The sequence below is a fragment of the Catellatospora sp. TT07R-123 genome (assembly GCF_018327705.1).
GTDB lineage: Bacteria > Actinomycetota > Actinomycetes > Mycobacteriales > Micromonosporaceae > Catellatospora.
On record NZ_BNEM01000001.1, the window covers coordinates 3,657,873 to 3,672,849 of the forward strand.

Annotated in this window: 12 protein-coding genes; 4 read left to right on the forward strand and 8 right to left on the reverse strand. The window is 70.1% G+C overall.

Going from position 1 to position 14,977, the window contains the following annotated elements; all coding sequences use genetic code 11:
* Positions 1 to 20: 20 nt before the first annotated feature.
* The 5 genes from Cs7R123_RS15645 to Cs7R123_RS15665 all read right to left on the reverse strand — a co-directional run bounded on the left by Cs7R123_RS15645 (position 21) and on the right by Cs7R123_RS15665 (position 5,466).
* Positions 21 to 827: an SCO2525 family SAM-dependent methyltransferase gene (locus Cs7R123_RS15645; protein ID WP_212827262.1), complete on the reverse strand. Its 807-nt coding sequence runs from the start codon at positions 825 to 827 to the stop codon at positions 21 to 23.
* 511 nt (positions 828 to 1,338) lie between these two features.
* Positions 1,339 to 2,754 carry a glycoside hydrolase family 18 protein gene (locus tag Cs7R123_RS15650; protein WP_212827264.1) on the reverse strand — a complete coding sequence of 472 codons (1,416 nt, stop codon included), beginning with the start codon at positions 2,752 to 2,754 and terminating at the stop codon, positions 1,339 to 1,341.
* A 91-nt stretch (positions 2,755 to 2,845) separates the two neighbouring features.
* Positions 2,846 to 3,667: a hypothetical protein gene (locus tag Cs7R123_RS15655; protein WP_212827266.1), complete on the reverse strand. Its 822-nt coding sequence runs from the start codon at positions 3,665 to 3,667 to the stop codon at positions 2,846 to 2,848.
* Positions 3,668 to 3,776: 109 nt separating this feature from the next.
* Positions 3,777 to 4,622 (reverse strand): NAD(P)-dependent oxidoreductase, encoded by an 846-nt coding sequence (locus tag Cs7R123_RS15660; protein WP_212827268.1) that lies wholly within the window; start codon positions 4,620 to 4,622, stop codon positions 3,777 to 3,779.
* Positions 4,623 to 4,698: 76 nt separating this feature from the next.
* Complete coding sequence (locus Cs7R123_RS15665) at positions 4,699 to 5,466, reverse strand: VOC family protein (protein WP_212827270.1); 768 nt, start codon at positions 5,464 to 5,466, stop codon at positions 4,699 to 4,701.
* Between the two features lie 122 nt (positions 5,467 to 5,588).
* On the opposite strand from Cs7R123_RS15665, the gene Cs7R123_RS15670 reads away from it, so the two are divergent.
* The gene (locus Cs7R123_RS15670; protein ID WP_212827272.1) at positions 5,589 to 6,077 is read left to right on the forward strand and encodes a TspO/MBR family protein; all 489 of its coding nucleotides are present in this window, start codon (positions 5,589 to 5,591) and stop codon (positions 6,075 to 6,077) included.
* A gap of 111 nt (positions 6,078 to 6,188) precedes the next feature.
* Positions 6,189 to 6,776, forward strand: a complete 588-nt coding sequence (locus Cs7R123_RS15675; RefSeq protein ID WP_212827274.1) for a Dps family protein — start codon at positions 6,189 to 6,191, stop codon at positions 6,774 to 6,776.
* Between the two features lie 95 nt (positions 6,777 to 6,871).
* Here Cs7R123_RS15675 and Cs7R123_RS15680 read toward each other — a convergent pair whose 3' ends face one another.
* Together Cs7R123_RS15680 and Cs7R123_RS15685 are read right to left on the reverse strand one after the other, a co-directional pair.
* Positions 6,872 to 7,222 carry a YciI family protein gene (locus Cs7R123_RS15680; RefSeq protein WP_212827276.1) on the reverse strand — a complete coding sequence of 117 codons (351 nt, stop codon included), beginning with the start codon at positions 7,220 to 7,222 and terminating at the stop codon, positions 6,872 to 6,874.
* A 208-nt stretch (positions 7,223 to 7,430) separates the two neighbouring features.
* Positions 7,431 to 9,356 carry an ABC transporter ATP-binding protein gene (locus Cs7R123_RS15685; RefSeq protein ID WP_374706950.1) on the reverse strand — a complete coding sequence of 642 codons (1,926 nt, stop codon included), beginning with the start codon at positions 9,354 to 9,356 and terminating at the stop codon, positions 7,431 to 7,433.
* 129 nt (positions 9,357 to 9,485) lie between these two features.
* Here Cs7R123_RS15685 and Cs7R123_RS15690 point away from each other — a divergent pair, with 129 nt between their 5' ends.
* Complete coding sequence (locus Cs7R123_RS15690; RefSeq protein ID WP_212827278.1) at positions 9,486 to 10,364, forward strand: MBL fold metallo-hydrolase; 879 nt, start codon at positions 9,486 to 9,488, stop codon at positions 10,362 to 10,364.
* Positions 10,365 to 10,550: 186 nt separating this feature from the next.
* The gene (locus Cs7R123_RS15695) at positions 10,551 to 13,538 is read left to right on the forward strand and encodes a S8 family serine peptidase (RefSeq protein ID WP_244871848.1); all 2,988 of its coding nucleotides are present in this window, start codon (positions 10,551 to 10,553) and stop codon (positions 13,536 to 13,538) included.
* Positions 13,539 to 13,623: 85 nt separating this feature from the next.
* Here the strand turns inward: Cs7R123_RS15695 and Cs7R123_RS15700 are convergent, their stop codons facing one another.
* On the reverse strand, positions 13,624 to 14,187 hold the full coding sequence (locus tag Cs7R123_RS15700; protein ID WP_212827280.1) for a hypothetical protein: 564 nt from the start codon (positions 14,185 to 14,187) through the stop codon (positions 13,624 to 13,626).
* Positions 14,188 to 14,977: the final 790 nt, after the last annotated feature.

Here is a 14,977-nt window from a genome sequence, read left to right on the forward strand (position 1 = left end):
CCGGCCACCGTCCCGTCAGTTCAGCGCGCCACTCCCATCGCGAGAATCATGCCGCCGTATCCGCGACGCAAGGGGCTCTTGGTTTCCACCATCTGGATCACGACTCTGTCGGCCACTACGGAGAGACAGTCTTCCACGTCTGACGGACCGACGGCAACGGCCGGAAAGAAGCGGTCGTCCACCGTGTAGCCCTCGGAGTCGGCCATGAATGCGGCCGCGAACGGGGCGCCGGGACGCAGGGCGCGGATGAAGGCGTGCGCCGCCGCCCAGAATTCCATCGGGTCGCGAGTGAGCGATTCGGCGACGAAGAACATGGTGCCGAGATCCCACTCCCGCTCGGGCAGGTGAAAGATGCTCGCCCGCTCGATCCTCGCCCGCTTGGCGAGCGCCTGGCGCGGGTTACCGATCTTGTCGTACCCGGAGAAGTCCTGGTAGACCTTCCAGAACTGATCCCAGTGCCGGTCGTAGTAACGGGCCTGCCGGGACAGCCAGCGCACATTCGAACGCGAATACTCGCGCAGGTCCACCGACTCGCAGAACGGCAGCATCGCCATCGCCGGATAGAGGTTCGGGCCGCTGCCCACATCGAGCCCGCGCGGCCGCGGCGCCGATTGCGCCAATGCCCCGCTGAAGAACTCGCCCACCTTGCGCATGATGGCGGTGTCGTCGTCGCGAAGCTTCAGGTAGTTGTGCGCGCAGTACCACTCGGGGTTGAAGAGGTCCCAGTCGAAGTCGGCGTTGCGATAGCGCTCGGAGTAGGCCCGTTCGGCGTAGATGCGGCGCAGCGCGGGCCCCGCCCACGCCGGCATCGGCAGCGCCTCCGTCATCTCGCCCCTCGCTCCGCGGCCGATCGCCTACGGGCGAGAAGAAGAGACCCCGTCCTACCCAAGCGAGTCACCTGTAAGTCCCAACAAGCGCAGCATCCCGTGACAGCCTCCGATGCGACGGCGGTCAGGTCAAGCCACGATGCGGTCACAAGGCTTGGTCCGGATCGCCATCGACGAGCACCACGGAGTCTAGTCCCGTCCCACCAACGATCAGCCCTGAGGTGCGGTTACGCCATCCCTCATCTTGCTGTATGGACACCCGGCGGTGGTCTCGCCGGAAACACCGCCCCGCGACCACCGCGCATCCGAGCGAGATTCAGCTTCTCGTCGTTTATGCGCACGAGTGCACGTGCTGTCGTTCATCACCCGAGAGGCGGCATGCCGAATAGTGCGTCGCCGCCTAGGCAACCGGGAATCAGGGCACCGGAACCGCCATTGACCGAGTTCATGCATCACACGCCGAAGCCCCGGCCGGTACGCACGACGATGCGCACCGGCCGGGGCTGTCAGGTCAGTTCAGGACCGGGCCCAGCGCGCCGATCAGCGCGTGGTCGTTCGAGTCCTGGCTGAGCTCCCACGCCATGGCGCCGCGCAGGCCCAGCACCTTGATCATGACCGTGCGCTCCGCGATCGACTTCGGGTCCGAGTAGACGATCGTGGTCGGCGCGGTGACCGGCTCGCCGCCCAGGGTGTGCACCGCGGCGGGATTCACCAGGTACGGCTCGCCCGCGAACGGGTTCCACTTGCGGGTGTACCCGCCCTGACCGACTCCGCCGGCGGTGACGACACCCGCCACGTCGACGAGGTCGTGGTACGACGGCTGCGGCTTGGCGTCCCAGTTCGCCGCCTCCGGGTCGAGCCCGGTGTTGTCGAACGGGCCGTACAGGCCGCCGGGGTTGCGGACGTACTGCACGCCGTAGAACGGCACGCCGACCACGATCTTGTTGGCCGGAACGCCGTTGAGCAGGTAGTACGCCACCGTGCCGGCGGTGTTCCAGGTCAGGTCGTCGGCCTGCGGGTCGCGCGGGTCACGGCCGAACAGCGTGCTCGGGCCGGCCACGGACCCACCGGGCACGTTGAAGTCGTACGTCATGATGTTCACCCAGTCCATCGACTTGGCGAAATCACGCAGCTCGTAGTACTTCGTGGAGCTCTTGGCCGCCGGGAGGGCGGCGGTGAGCAGGTAGTGCTTGCCGTCGGCGGCGCCCTGCGCGTCGAGCTGGCGGCGGAACTCCTTGGCCAGCAACGTCGCGTTGTGGCGGTCGGCCGGGCCGTAGTCCACGTTGCTGTCGGCCTTCTGGGTCGGGTACTCCCAGTCCAGGTCGATGCCGTCGAAGATGCCCGCCGCGGCGCCGATACCGCCGGCGTTCTCCGGCCAGCCGCCGGTCGGCAGGTTCCCCTTGATGAAGCTGTCGATGCACGCCGCGACGAACGCCTGGCGGCGCTCGGTGGTGGCCGCGACCGAGGAGAACCAGGTCGACTTGGTCCAGCCGCCCAGCGAGATCTCGATCTTCAGGTGCGGGTTGGCCGCCTTCAGCTTGCGCAGCTGGTTGAAGTTGCCGTAGAGCCGCTGGTCGGGGAAGTTGTCGGCAACCCCGTCCACGGTGTTCTCCGGACCCCAGTAGACCTGCTGGAAGTCGGCCCACGGGTCGAGCACGCCGCAGCCGACCGCGCCGGTGGCGGAGTCGAACGTCGGCACGCCGAACGCGTACTGGATGACGTTGAGCTTGTCGGCGGGGATGTCCTTGACGAAGTAGCCCCGGCCGTAGACGTCCCAGTCGGCGAAGTACGCGGAGATGACCTTCTTCGGCGCCTGGTCGGCCGCGGCGTTGCCGGCCGCCTGCGCGGGCACGGCCGCCACCAGGCCAGCCCCCAGGGCCAGGGCCAACGCCCCGACGAGCCCTGGACGGTGCAGAGTACGGAACATATGAACTCCCATCGTTGCCTCCCGGTGACCTTCTCCCGGCGCCAACGATCAGTCAAGAGTCCTAACAGTTAGTTTCATTTCCGGTGCGCGTCTACTCTCCGGACACCGCATCGCCTGCCCGGCCAGGCTCCACGAGGGACCCACCGGCATCTCGGCGCGGCACGTTCCGGCCACCGTCCCTGGTCGACGGGAAGATCCGGTTGTTGCGGCCGAACACCCGGTCCCAGACGTCTTCAAGGATGGGCTCGTCCTCGACGACGACCTCGAGTCCGTCCGCTCGGGCCAGTGGAGACGTGCTCCACAGGCACTTCGTCAACAGGTCGTTGCCGTCCCACGACTTGAGGAGGACGACACCGGCACGGATGTTCTGGTACACCTCGGTGAAGTTGGGGGTCACGGCGATGATCGGCGGCTCGTTGCCCTGAGCGGGAGACTCGACCATGATCATGCGACCGCCGCGCACCCCTACCTCGACCCGGTAGACGTGCTCCTTGCCGTTCGAGATGTCCGTGATCTCCGTAGCGAGGGAACTCGGGACCCCGCCCTGGTCGAATCGGTACGTCCAGTAGCGCCACAGGAACGCTCCGCCGCGTTCGGTCAGGTAGTAGTAGTGCCAGACCTGGCGCACCGGCTTGAGATCCGCCTCAGCCGACCTGATCCGCGCCGCGAACGAGCCAGCCAGCAGTTCACGCACCGCGTAGAGCGCGTCGCGCCCCTCCCCTGCCGCGAAATACAGGCTGATCGTGGCACCGATGACGCCGCCGCCGAGTGCGGCGAGCGTGCCTGCGACGACGTTCGCGACAGGGGACTCCGCCGTCGACTGGACGTACACGCCGAGGACCGTGAGCGTGGCGCCGAGCAGTGTGATGAGCCACAGCGGCGCCATGGCCAGCGATCTTCCGGACTTCGCCATGCGTTCCTCCGATAACGACGGTCACCGTCATCATCGCTTCCCGGAACAACATTTACGAGCACCGATCACGATGCCGACGCCACCGGTCGCCTGCCCGGCGGAGGCAGGATCAGCGCCAGCTGTGGCGGGGTTCGTAGCCGAGCAGGCGGCGGGCCTTGTCGATCGACAGCAGCGTCTGCGTGCCCTCGACCGGCCGCTTCCACGGCACCTGCGGGAACAGCTCGCGCGCGAGCTCGGCCGAGGGCCGGTCCATCACCGAGTCCGCGTTGGCGATGATGAACACCTCCAGCCCCGGCACCTGGTATTCCAGCGCCAGCCGCACCGCCTGGGCACCGTCGCGGCCGTCGATGTAGGACCACAGGTTCCAGCTGCGCAGCTTCGGATCGTCCTGGTACGACGGGAAGGCCGCGTAGTCGCCGGGCTCCATCACGTTGGAGAAGCGCAGCCCGATCATCTTCAGGTCGGGCTCCCACCGGCAGAACTGCGCCGCCATCTCCTCGTCGAGCCGCTTGGCCAGCGCGTACGCCGTCTCGGGGCGGGTCTCGTACTCCTCGTCGACGGGCAGGTACGGCGGCGGGGTGTCGAACGGCAGGCCGAGCAGGGTCTCGCTGGAGGCCCAGACCACGTTGCGGATGCCCGCGGCGCGCGCGGCGGCGAAGACGTTGTAGCTGACGGTCACGTTGTTGGCGAAGGTGGCCGCGTTGCCGGTCACGCCCGGCCCGGGGATCGCGGCCAGGTGCACCACCGCGTCGACCCCGCGGTAGCGGCTGTCGATCGCCGTGAACGCCTCGACCGCCTGCCCGTAGTCGGTGAAGTCGATCCGGGTGTACGGGCACAGCTGCTCGCGCGGGGCGGCCAGGTCCAGGTTGACCACGTCGTACCCGTGGTCGAGCAGTTCGCGCACCACCGCCCGGCCCAGCTTGCCGCTGCCTCCGGTCACCGCCACCAGCGTCATCGCGCCCGCACCTTCCGCCGTTCCGGCCCAGCGGCCGGACCCGGCGGCCGACCGGGACCAACCTACCCAGCGCGGCTCAGATGGTGAAGTCCGGGTTGTTGCGGATGATCGAGAATCCGGCGCCCTGCGGGTCGCTGAGGATCGCGAACCGCCCGGCGGGCGAGTTCTCCGGCGGCATGATCTTGTTGGCGCCCAGCTCCAGCGCCTGGGCGAACGCGGAGTCGCAGTCGTCGACGGCGAAGTAGACCGACCAGTGCGACGGCATCGGCCCCCAGGCGGGGTCGATCGGCATCGCCCCGGCGACCGGGCGGCCGCCGACCTCCAGCAGCGTGTACGTCATGCCCTCGGCCATCGCCACGTCGCGCTCGTCGATGCCGAAGACCTCCTGGTAGAACACCTTGCTGGCGTCGAGGTCGGCGGTCATGAGCTCGTTCCAGGTGACGCTGCCGGGCTCGTTGGCCAGCTCGAAGCCCTCGTGCCGGGAGGCCTGCCAGCCGTTGAAGTACGCCCCGGTGGGGTCGGTGAAGACCGCCATCCGCCCCGCGTCCATCACGTCCATCGCCGGGACGACGACCCGGCCGCCGTGCTCGTCGACCTTGCGGGCGACGTCGTCGAGGTCGGTCGCGGCGAGATAGGTCGCCCAGGAGGAGCCGCGCGCGGGGTCGCTGGCGGGGCCCAGCCCCGCGACCTGCCTGCCGTCCTTGCGGAAGATCCGGTAGCCGCCCGCCTCGGGGCCCAGGTCGTCGGCGGTCCAGCCGAACAGGCGGCCGTAGAAGGCGACCGAGCCGTCGACGTCGGTGCTGCCCAGATCGACCCAGCTCGGCGTGCCCTGTGCGTACCTCATGCCGCCATGGTGACCCGTGGTCCGGGTGCGGGGGCCGTCATCAGGGAAAATCCTTCCACTCGAATCGACGCATCGGGGCAAACCGGGTTTCCCGCCGCCCGATCGGGGTTATTGAACTTGGTATGACAGTCGAGTCGGCACGCTCCTCGACCCGGCAGTGGTGGGTCCTGGCCGGATTCGCCGCCGCCGTCGCCCTGGTCGCGCTGGTCGGCGGGCTGGCCGTGGCCCGTCCCGCCGACGACTACGCGGCGCTGGCCCGGCCGGGCTGGGCGCCGCCGGCGTGGGTGTTCGGCCCGGTCTGGACCCTGCTCTACGCGATGATCGCGCTGGCCGGGTGGCTGGTGTGGCGGGCGGTGGGCTGGGGGCCGCAGCTGGTGCCGTACGCGATCCAGCTCGTGCTCAACGCGGCCTGGACCCCGCTGTTCTTCGGCGCGGGGCTGCGCGGCGCGGCGCTGGTCGACATCGTCGCGCTGTGGCTGGCGATCGGCGCGACCGTCGCGGTGTTCCGGAAGGTGTCCCCGGTGGCGGCCTGGCTGCTGGTGCCGTACTGGCTGTGGGTGACCTTCGCGACGGCACTCAACTTCAGCATCTGGCAGCTCAACCGGGGCTGACTCTGCCAGACTCGGACACGGCACGCCGTTCCTGCCCGATCAGGCACGTCTGCGCTGCTCAAGCGCGATGCGCAGGGGGTGTCTCCGGGCTGTACGAGAAGGAGACGATCGATGGTTTCGAAGACGGCCAAGAGCTCCGCCCGCGGCGGCAGCCAGCCGAACCTGCACCAGAAGGGCGTGCAGATCCAGGAGTACGGGACGGTGCGCCAGCTTCCGGTCGGGCTGTCCCACGACGCCCGGATGTACTCGTGCGAGCGCCTCAACCAGACGCTGGCCGACAGCCAGATCCTCTACAGCCTCTACAAGAAGCATCACTGGCTCATGCGCGGCCCGACCTTCTACCAGCTGCACCTGCTGCTGGACAAGCACGCGGGCGAGCAGCTGGAGCTGATCGACACGATCGCCGAGCGCATCCAGAGCCTGGGCGGCGTGGCCATCGGCGACCCGCGCCACGTCGCGGAGATCACCGTGATCAAGCGGCCGCCGGACGGTGTCGAGGAGGTCCCGGCGATGATCTCCCGGCTGCTGGAGGCGCACGAGTCGATCCTGATCGCCGCGCACGACGCCGCGCAGCGCGCCGACGAGATGGGCGACGACGGCACCAACGACCTGCTGGTGTCGGACGTGATCCGCACCGGCGAGATGCAGGCGTGGTTCCTCGCCGAGCACCTCGTCGACACCCCGCTCACGGAGGCCTGACGACACACACCCACACGCAAGATCGCGCAAGTTGCCGGGCAGTCGGGCGTATCAGCGGTCAAGATACGCCCGACTGCCGGCAACTTCGCCGGTGTTCAGGCGGCGCGGCCCGCGAGCGGGCGGACCTCGATCGGCAGGGTGGTGACCTGGGCGATGCGGTCGGCCCAGCCCACGGCGGCGGCCAGGTCCGGTGACTCGACCAGCCAGAAGCCCCCGACGTGCTCCTTGCCCTCGGCGTACGGGCCGTCGGTGCGCAGCGTCTCGCCGTCGCGGTGGCGCACCACGGTGGCGGCGGCGGCCGGGGTCAGCGGGCTGGTGAACACCCACGCCCCGGCCGCCCGGAGCTCCTCCTCGACGGTGGCCAGCCCGGCCATGACCCGGTCCAGCACCTCGGGGGGCGGCACCACGCCGTCGGGCTGGTAGATGCTCAGCAGGTACTGCGCCATGGTGTCGCTCCCTCGTCTCGTGACGGCCCCCGTGACCGCCTCACCCTCTCTACGAACGCCCGACGGCGCATTCGACACGCCGCCCCGGCGGACTTTCGGTCCCCGGCGGACTTTCGGGCAGTTTCGGGGAAAGTGCAGGAACAGCGCTCAAGATTCCAGCACTTTCCCCGAAACCGCTGCCACGATCGCGACCGCGAGCGCGTGGAGGTCAGGCCTGGTAGCCCGCGGCCTGGAGGGTGAAGAGTTCGGCGTAGCGGGCGGGGCGGGCCATCAGCTCGTCGTGGGTGCCGGACTCGATGAGGGCGCCGTCGTGCATCACGAAGATGCGGTCGGCGTGGCGTACGTTGGCCAGCCGGTGCGTGATGAGGATGGTGGTCCGGTGGCCCTGGCGGTCGCGCAGGGCCTGGAACAGGGCGTCCTCGGCGCGGGGGTCGAGGGCCGAGGACGGCTCGTCCATGATCAGCAGTTCGGCGTCGCGGAGGAAGCCGCGGGCGGCGGTGATGCGCTGCCACTGGCCGCCGGACAGGTCCTGGCCCTGGGCGAAGGTACGGTCCAGCAGCGTCTCGTACCCGTGCGGCAGCGCCACGATCATCTCGTGCGCGGCGGCGCGCCCGGCCGCCGTCTTGATCCGCTTGCGGCCCGGCAGCCCGGCGATGTCGCCCAGCGCGATGTTCGTGGCCGCCGTGAACGGCCACTTGTGGTAGTCCTGCGTCACCACCGCGACCCGGCCGCGCAGCTCGGCCGCGTCCAGCTCGGCCAGCGGGACGCCGTTCCACCGCAGCACGCCCTCGCTCGGGAAGCGCAGGCCCGCGATCATCGCGGCCAGGGTGGACTTGCCCGACCCGTTCTCCCCCACGAAGGCGACCGTCTGACCCGCCTGCACGGCCAGGGTCACCGCGTCGACCGCGCGGGTGTCCCGGTCGGGGTAGACCAGGCTCACCGCCTCGACCCGCAGCTCGCGCAGCGGCTCGGGCGGCGTCGCGCCCGAGGTGTCGGGCAGGTGGTCGGCGGCGCGGCGCATCAGGCCGGTGTAGTCGCCGAAGTGCCGCCCGTCGGTGTAGAGCCGGTCCACGTGGAAGGTGACCGTCGACAGCGACCGCGCGGCGGCCTGGAGCGCGACCACGCAGGTCGCCGCGGCCGCCAGCGGGATCTGGCCGTCCAGCAGCAGCCAGCCGAGCAGGGCGTACACGGAACCGCTGGCCATGCCGCCGATGAGCGAGCCGATGCTCGTCGTGGTGGTGACCTTGCGGGCCAGGTCGAGCTGGATCCTCGTCTCCACCTCCATGACCTGGTCGTACTGCCCGAGCAGGAACTGCCGCAGGTCGTAGCTGCGCAGCTCGGCGGCGGTCTGCCGGTCGGCCATCAGGTGGTGCAGGATCCACAGCCGGCGGCGGCGCACCGACCCGGCCACGTACGTCTGGTAGCGCTGGTGGCCCGCCTTCAGCGCCGCCCACGCGTTCGGCACCGTCGCGACCAGCAGTGCGACCAGCAGCAGCGGGTGGATGACGATCACCGCCACGGTGACGGCGAGCAGCGACACCACGCCCGCGAGCAGGTTCATCGTGCCCTGCACCAGGCCCATCGCGGCGTCGGTGCCACGGCTGGCCCGCTCGACGTCGTCGGCGAAGGCGTCCTGGTCGAACGCGTCGAGGCGGACCGCGGTGGTGGTCTCGAACAGCTTGCGCTCGACCGCCCGGTCCACCCGCGGCGTGAGCCCGTTCTGGGCGTACCCGCTGGCGATGCCGAGCCCCGCGCGTGCCGCGGTCGCCACCGCGAGCGCGATCAGTGCGGGCAGCGCGGCCGTGACCCGGTCCGCGGTGGGCCCGGCCGAGAACAGCCCGACCAGGACCCGCTGGGTGGCCAGCAGGCCGAAGGTGGCCATCGCGCCGGAGGCGAAGGTCGCCGCGCCGACGACGATGGTCCGGGCCCGGTCGGCGCTCCAGCTGATGCCGACCGCCGTGGCGACCAGGCGGGGCAGTTCGGTGAAGATGGCGAACAGGCCCGCGTCGGCGCGGGCGCGCATGCCGCTCTCCCACCACATCGCCCGCAGTTCGGGCAGGGCCGGCTCATAGGCCGGCGCGGCTGGGTCGGGGTCTTCGGTCGAGGTGGTGGCGCCGGTGGCGGTCGCGGTCACGTGGTGTCCTCCCTCGTGGATGGACCACCAGTCTTTCGCGCGGGGCCGACAGTCAACGAGCGATTTCGATCGGAGGTCAGCCGCTAGGGTGGTGAATGATCAATCACGATCCGATCATGGGAGCAGGACATGACCGATCCGGGCCGGCCCGTCGCCTTCGCCACCGTCCCGACCGCCCGGCCGCTGGCCGTGTCCTGGATCCACGGCTCCACGGCGGCCAAGTACGACACCAACCCCGACCTCCAGGTGTACGCCCACGACGAGCACACCTTCATCCTGCGCCAGAACAAGGCGGTGCACTACGAGGCGCCGTTCCTGTTCCTGCTGTTCGGCGCCGACCGCGCGGTGCTGATCGACACCGGCGCGACGGCGGACCCCGCGCACATGCCGCTGCGTACGGTCGTCGACGGGCTGGTCGAGCAGTGGCTGGCCCGGCACCCCCGCCCCGGCTACCGGCTGCTCGTCGTGCACACCCACGCCCACGGCGACCACGTCGCCGGGGACGGCCAGTTCGCCGGCCGGCCCGACACCGAGCTGATCGGCGCCAGGCGCGACGCCGCGTACGCCTTCTTCGGCTTCGACGCCGACCCCGACCGCACCGCGCTGCTCGACCTGGGCGGCCGGGTGCTGGAGTGCCTGGCCATCCCCGGCCACCACGACGCGTCGGTCAGCTTCTACGACCCGCACACCGGCTTCCTGCTCACCGGCGACACCGTCTACCGCGGGCGGCTGTACGTGCAGGACTGGGCCGCGTTCGGGCGCAGCGTCGACCGGCTGGTCGACTTCGCGCGGCGGCGGCCGGTGACGCACGTGCTCGGCTGCCACATCGAGATGACGACCACGCCGGGCACGGACTACCCGGTCGGCTGGAGCTACCAGCCCGACGAGCCGCCGCTGGAGCTGACCGTCGAGCACCTGGCGCAGCTCCAGCGGGCGGTGGCGGAGGTCGGCGAGCAGCGCGGGCGGCACGCGTACCCGGATTTCGTCATCGACCGCACCAACGGCTGACCGGGCCGTCGGCTGACCGGGTCTTGTCACGCAGGGTTAGTCCTATTCGGAACCATCGGCATCACCGGCAGGCACGGAGTCCGAAAACGAACCATAGGGCGGATGGGGCTCACCCGATCGAGCGACATACCTTCTACCCGCGTGGGTGCGACTTGACGCGCCCGCCGGAGCAGGAGGTTACCCCTCGTGAGAATCCAGCGACTGACCCGCAACCGCGCGGTCACGCTCGCGCTCGCCACCGTGACCGTAGCCTTCGTGGCCGGTGCCGGTGTGCAGGGCGCCCAGGCCGCGCCGCCCGCCGGCACCGGCCCCACGAAGCTCTACATCGTCCAGACCGAAGGCGCCCCCACCGGCGTCTACGAGGGTGGGATCGCCGGCTACCAGGCGACCAGGCCCGCTGAGGGCGAGCGCTTCGACGGCTCGACCGCCGCCGCGAAGGCGTACACGAAGCTGCTGGCCAACCGGCATGACGACGTGCTGCGCCGCGTCGGCGCCACGGGCAAGAAGCGGTCCGACCTGTCCGCGGTCTTCAACGGCTTCATCGCCGACCTGACCGAGGCCCAGGCCGCGCAGCTGACCAAGACGGCCGGCGTGGTGCGGGTCTGGGAGAACAAGATCCACACGGTCGACACGACGACCACGCCGAAGTTCCTGGGTCTGTCCGGCGACACCGGCGTGTGGGCCAAGCGCTTCGGCGGCGCCGAGAAGGCCGGCCTGGGCATCATCGTCGGCGACATCGACTCCGGCATCTGGCCGGAGAACCCGGCGTTCGCCGCGCTGCCGACCCCGCGCCCCGACCAGTGGATCATCAACCACAAGTGGCGCGGCATCTGCGACGCGGGCACCGAGGAGCCGATCGCCTGCAACAACAAGCTCATCGGCGCGCGGTACTACCCCGGGTTCGGCAACACGGTCACCGAGGACGAGTTCGTCAGCCCGCGTGACCTGAGCAGCCACGGCTCGCACACCGCGTCGACCGCGGCGGGCAACTACAACGTGCCCGCGACCATCAACGGCGGCTCGGTCGGCTCGATCAGCGGCATGGCCCCGGCGGCCCGCATCGCCGTGTACAAGGCGCTGTGGGAGAACGAGGCCGGCACCGGCGCCAGCGGCACCACCGCGGGTCTGGTCCAGGCGATCAACGACGCGGTCGCGGACGGCGTCGACATCATCAACTACTCGATCTCCGGTTCCACCGACACCATCGTCGGCCCGGACGAGGTCGCGTTCCGCAACGCCGCCGCGGCGGGCGTGTTCATCTCCACCTCGGCGGGCAACAGCGGCGACCAGGGTCCGTCCACGGTCGCGCACAACTCGCCGTGGACGATCACCGTCGCGGCGAGCAGCCACGACCGGGGCAACCAGAAGAGCGTGGTGCTCGGCGACGGCACGACCTACACCGGTGTCGGCGTCGTGCCGGCCGCGGTGGCGTCGACCGGCATCGTGAACTCCAAGGACATCGTGGCCGCCGCGCAGGACCCGGCCCTGGCCGAGCTGTGCATGCCGGGCACCATCGACCCGGGGCTGGCCGCCGGGAAGATCGTGATCTGCACCCGGGGCATCAACGCCCGTGTCGAGAAGGGCGCGGTCGTCGCGGCCGCCGGCGGCGTGGGCATGATCCTGGCCAACTCGGCGGCGTCGCAGACCGGTGTCGGCGACTTCCACGCCGTGCCGACCGTGCACGTCAGCTTCGCCGACGGCGTGGCCATCAAGGCGTACGTCGCGAGCGCGGGCGCCGGTGCCACCGCCAGCCTGACCGAGACCGACCCGACCCCGGTGCAGGCACCGATCATGGCCGGCTTCTCCTCGTACGGCCCGGCCCTGGCCGGCGGCGGCGACCTGCTGAAGCCGGACATCACCGCGCCCGGCGTGGACGTCATCGCGGCGACCTCTCCGGTCACCGACGGCAACAACTTCAACGCGCTGTCGGGCACCTCGATGTCGGCGCCGCACATCTCCGGCCTGGCCGCCCTCATCATGTCCAAGCACCCGCTGTGGCCGCCGATGTGGGTCAAGTCGGCGATGATGACCACCGCGTACCAGACCGACAACACGGGCGCCCCGATCCAGACCGCGTCCGGCGACGCGACCCCGCTGAACTACGGCGCGGGCCACGTCGACCCGACCAAGATGTTCGACCCGGGCCTGGTGTACTCGTCGCGCCCGCGCGACTGGGACGCGTACGCGTGCGCGATCGGGCAGACCCCGGAGGCGGGCTGCGCGTCCGCCGCCAAGATCGACCCGAGCGACCTGAACTACCCGTCGATCGCCGTCGGCGACATCACCGGCGAGCAGGTCGTCAAGCGGACGGTCACCAACACCACCCTGTCGAACGCGACCTACAAGGCCACCGCGGTCGCTCCGGCCGGGTTCACGGTCACGGTCAGCCCCAGCACGCTGTCGCTGAAGCCGCTCCAGTCCAAGACCTTCACTGTCAAGATCACGCGTACCACCGCGCCGCAGAACGACTGGGCGTTCGGCTCGCTGACCTGGACCGAGAAGAGCAAGGGCAAGACGCTGCACAGCGTGCGCAGCCCGATCGCGGTCCGGCCCGTGCCGGTCGCGGTCGCCGGTGACGTCGCCGCCACCGGGTCGGGCACCACCGTCAAGGTCAAGGGCGGTTTCGCCGGTACGCTGACCAGCACCGTCTCCGGGCTGGTCCCGGCGTCGGTCACCGGAGAGGCGCTCGACCCGAACGGTCCGGCGTTCGACTCCAACCTGCCCGCCGCCTCCAACCGCACCACGAAGATCACGTTCACGGTGCCGGACGGCGGCGTCGGCCGGGTGCAGACCTTCGACGCCGACTACGCGATGGGCACCGACATCGACGTGTTCGCGTACGTGGCGGGCACCGGCAGCCTGGTCGGCAGCAGCTCGGGCGGCACGGCGGCCGAGGTCGTCACCCTCGCGCCGGGCAGCTACGACGTCTACTACACGCTGTTCGACTCCCCGGGCAAGGCCGTGACCACCGTCAAGGGCCACTCGTGGGCGGTCGCGCCGGTCGCGGCGGGCAACTTCACCGCCACCCCGGCCAGCCAGCCGATCACCGTCAACGGCACGGTCACCGTGACGCTGGCGTGGAGCGGCCTGGCCGCGGGCACCCGGTACCTGGGTGTCGTGACGTACGGCGACGGCACGGCCGCGGTCGGCCGCACCATCGTCACGGTCAGCTGACCTGACAGCACGGAGAGGGCCGGGGGCAACTGCCCCCGGCCCTCTCCTTTTGACCCCGCTCACCGAGCGGGCTGGCGGATGAAGATCACTGTCTGCGGTCACAACCTGCCGTCTCCGTGCGCCTCCTGACCTCAGACAGCGATCTCCGCCGCGCCGCGGCTGATCGCTGTCGGCAGGGCAGCGGGCCGGTGGACCATCCGCCAGCATCGGCCGACGATCTTCTGGTACTCCGCGCGCCGGTGGTTACGGTGGCCGCGCGATCACCGCCTGACCGGTCCCCGTCGGCGCACGAACGCCCCGCTGCGACGAGATCGAGAACGAGGCTCGCGGCGTTCCCAGCCGCGAGCTCCTGCGCTTCATCGGACTTGCCCTGGCCCCAGTCGCAGATGCCCTTCACCAGCAGCTCCGCGGCGGCGACGATCAGCGTCCATGGCTGGTCGATCCAGCGAAGCACCCGGTCGGCGCCCTCGCCGACCCGGTCTCTGGGGCGGCTCAGCACGGCGAACGACTCCAGCCCCTGCCAGATGAGCCGCTCGTCGCGGGACGCCCGGACGAGCTGCAACCAGATCGGCGCCCTCCCCCGCAGCAGCCCGTACATCCGGGGCCGCAGCAGACCCCGGACGTCTGCGGCGAATTCGGAGGCGTGCACGGCTGAAGCCGCTTCTCGACAGGTACGGATCCCGGGCCGGCGCACGGTCACCGAATCCACTCGACACGGTAGGCCATGAGCCGACCATAGACCGGTATCACCACATCCCTGCCGTTGGGCACAGGCGTCTTCGCCGGACGTCCCAAGCGCGTGCAGGAGCCCCGCAGGCGGTTCGTGGCCACACCGGCTCCACGCAGCACCGAGCGGCTCCTAGAGAGCGCTCTGCTGGTGTCGTTCGGATCGGCAATGGATCCGCCACGGCACCGGGCATCTTGTCACGACCGCGGTCCCCCGCATGTCACCCAGCTGCCCCGAATGCTGATTTGATCGACCTGACATTTGGTCCATGCAAAGCGTCTACCTGCGGATTATCCTGGTTCAGCTCGACCAGCCATAAAAGATTCGCTGATAGCTCGCGCGCGACCTGTCGGCACCGTCTGCACCAACACGCGTCTACCGGATGCCCTGCTCGGCCTCGTCAGCGTCCTGTGTGTATTCGGCCCGGCCATTCTGATGGCCGCCAGGCAATACGAGGCTGCGGTTATCACGACCGTCGTGACAGCGACCGGCCCGGCCGCCGCCGAGCTCGTCCGCCGGTATCGCGAGACGACCGGTCCTGGCCGCGACGACGATCGGAATCGGCCGTGACCAGGCCACTTTCGATCTCTTACGCCGCAGGCCGAGTGACAACGCCGGAAAGACACGTCATACAGGACGTTCGGGTGAACTCTATGTGACGGCAGGTCGTCCTGTGCAGTCCGGGGCACGTGATAGACAGTGAGTCTCGGCA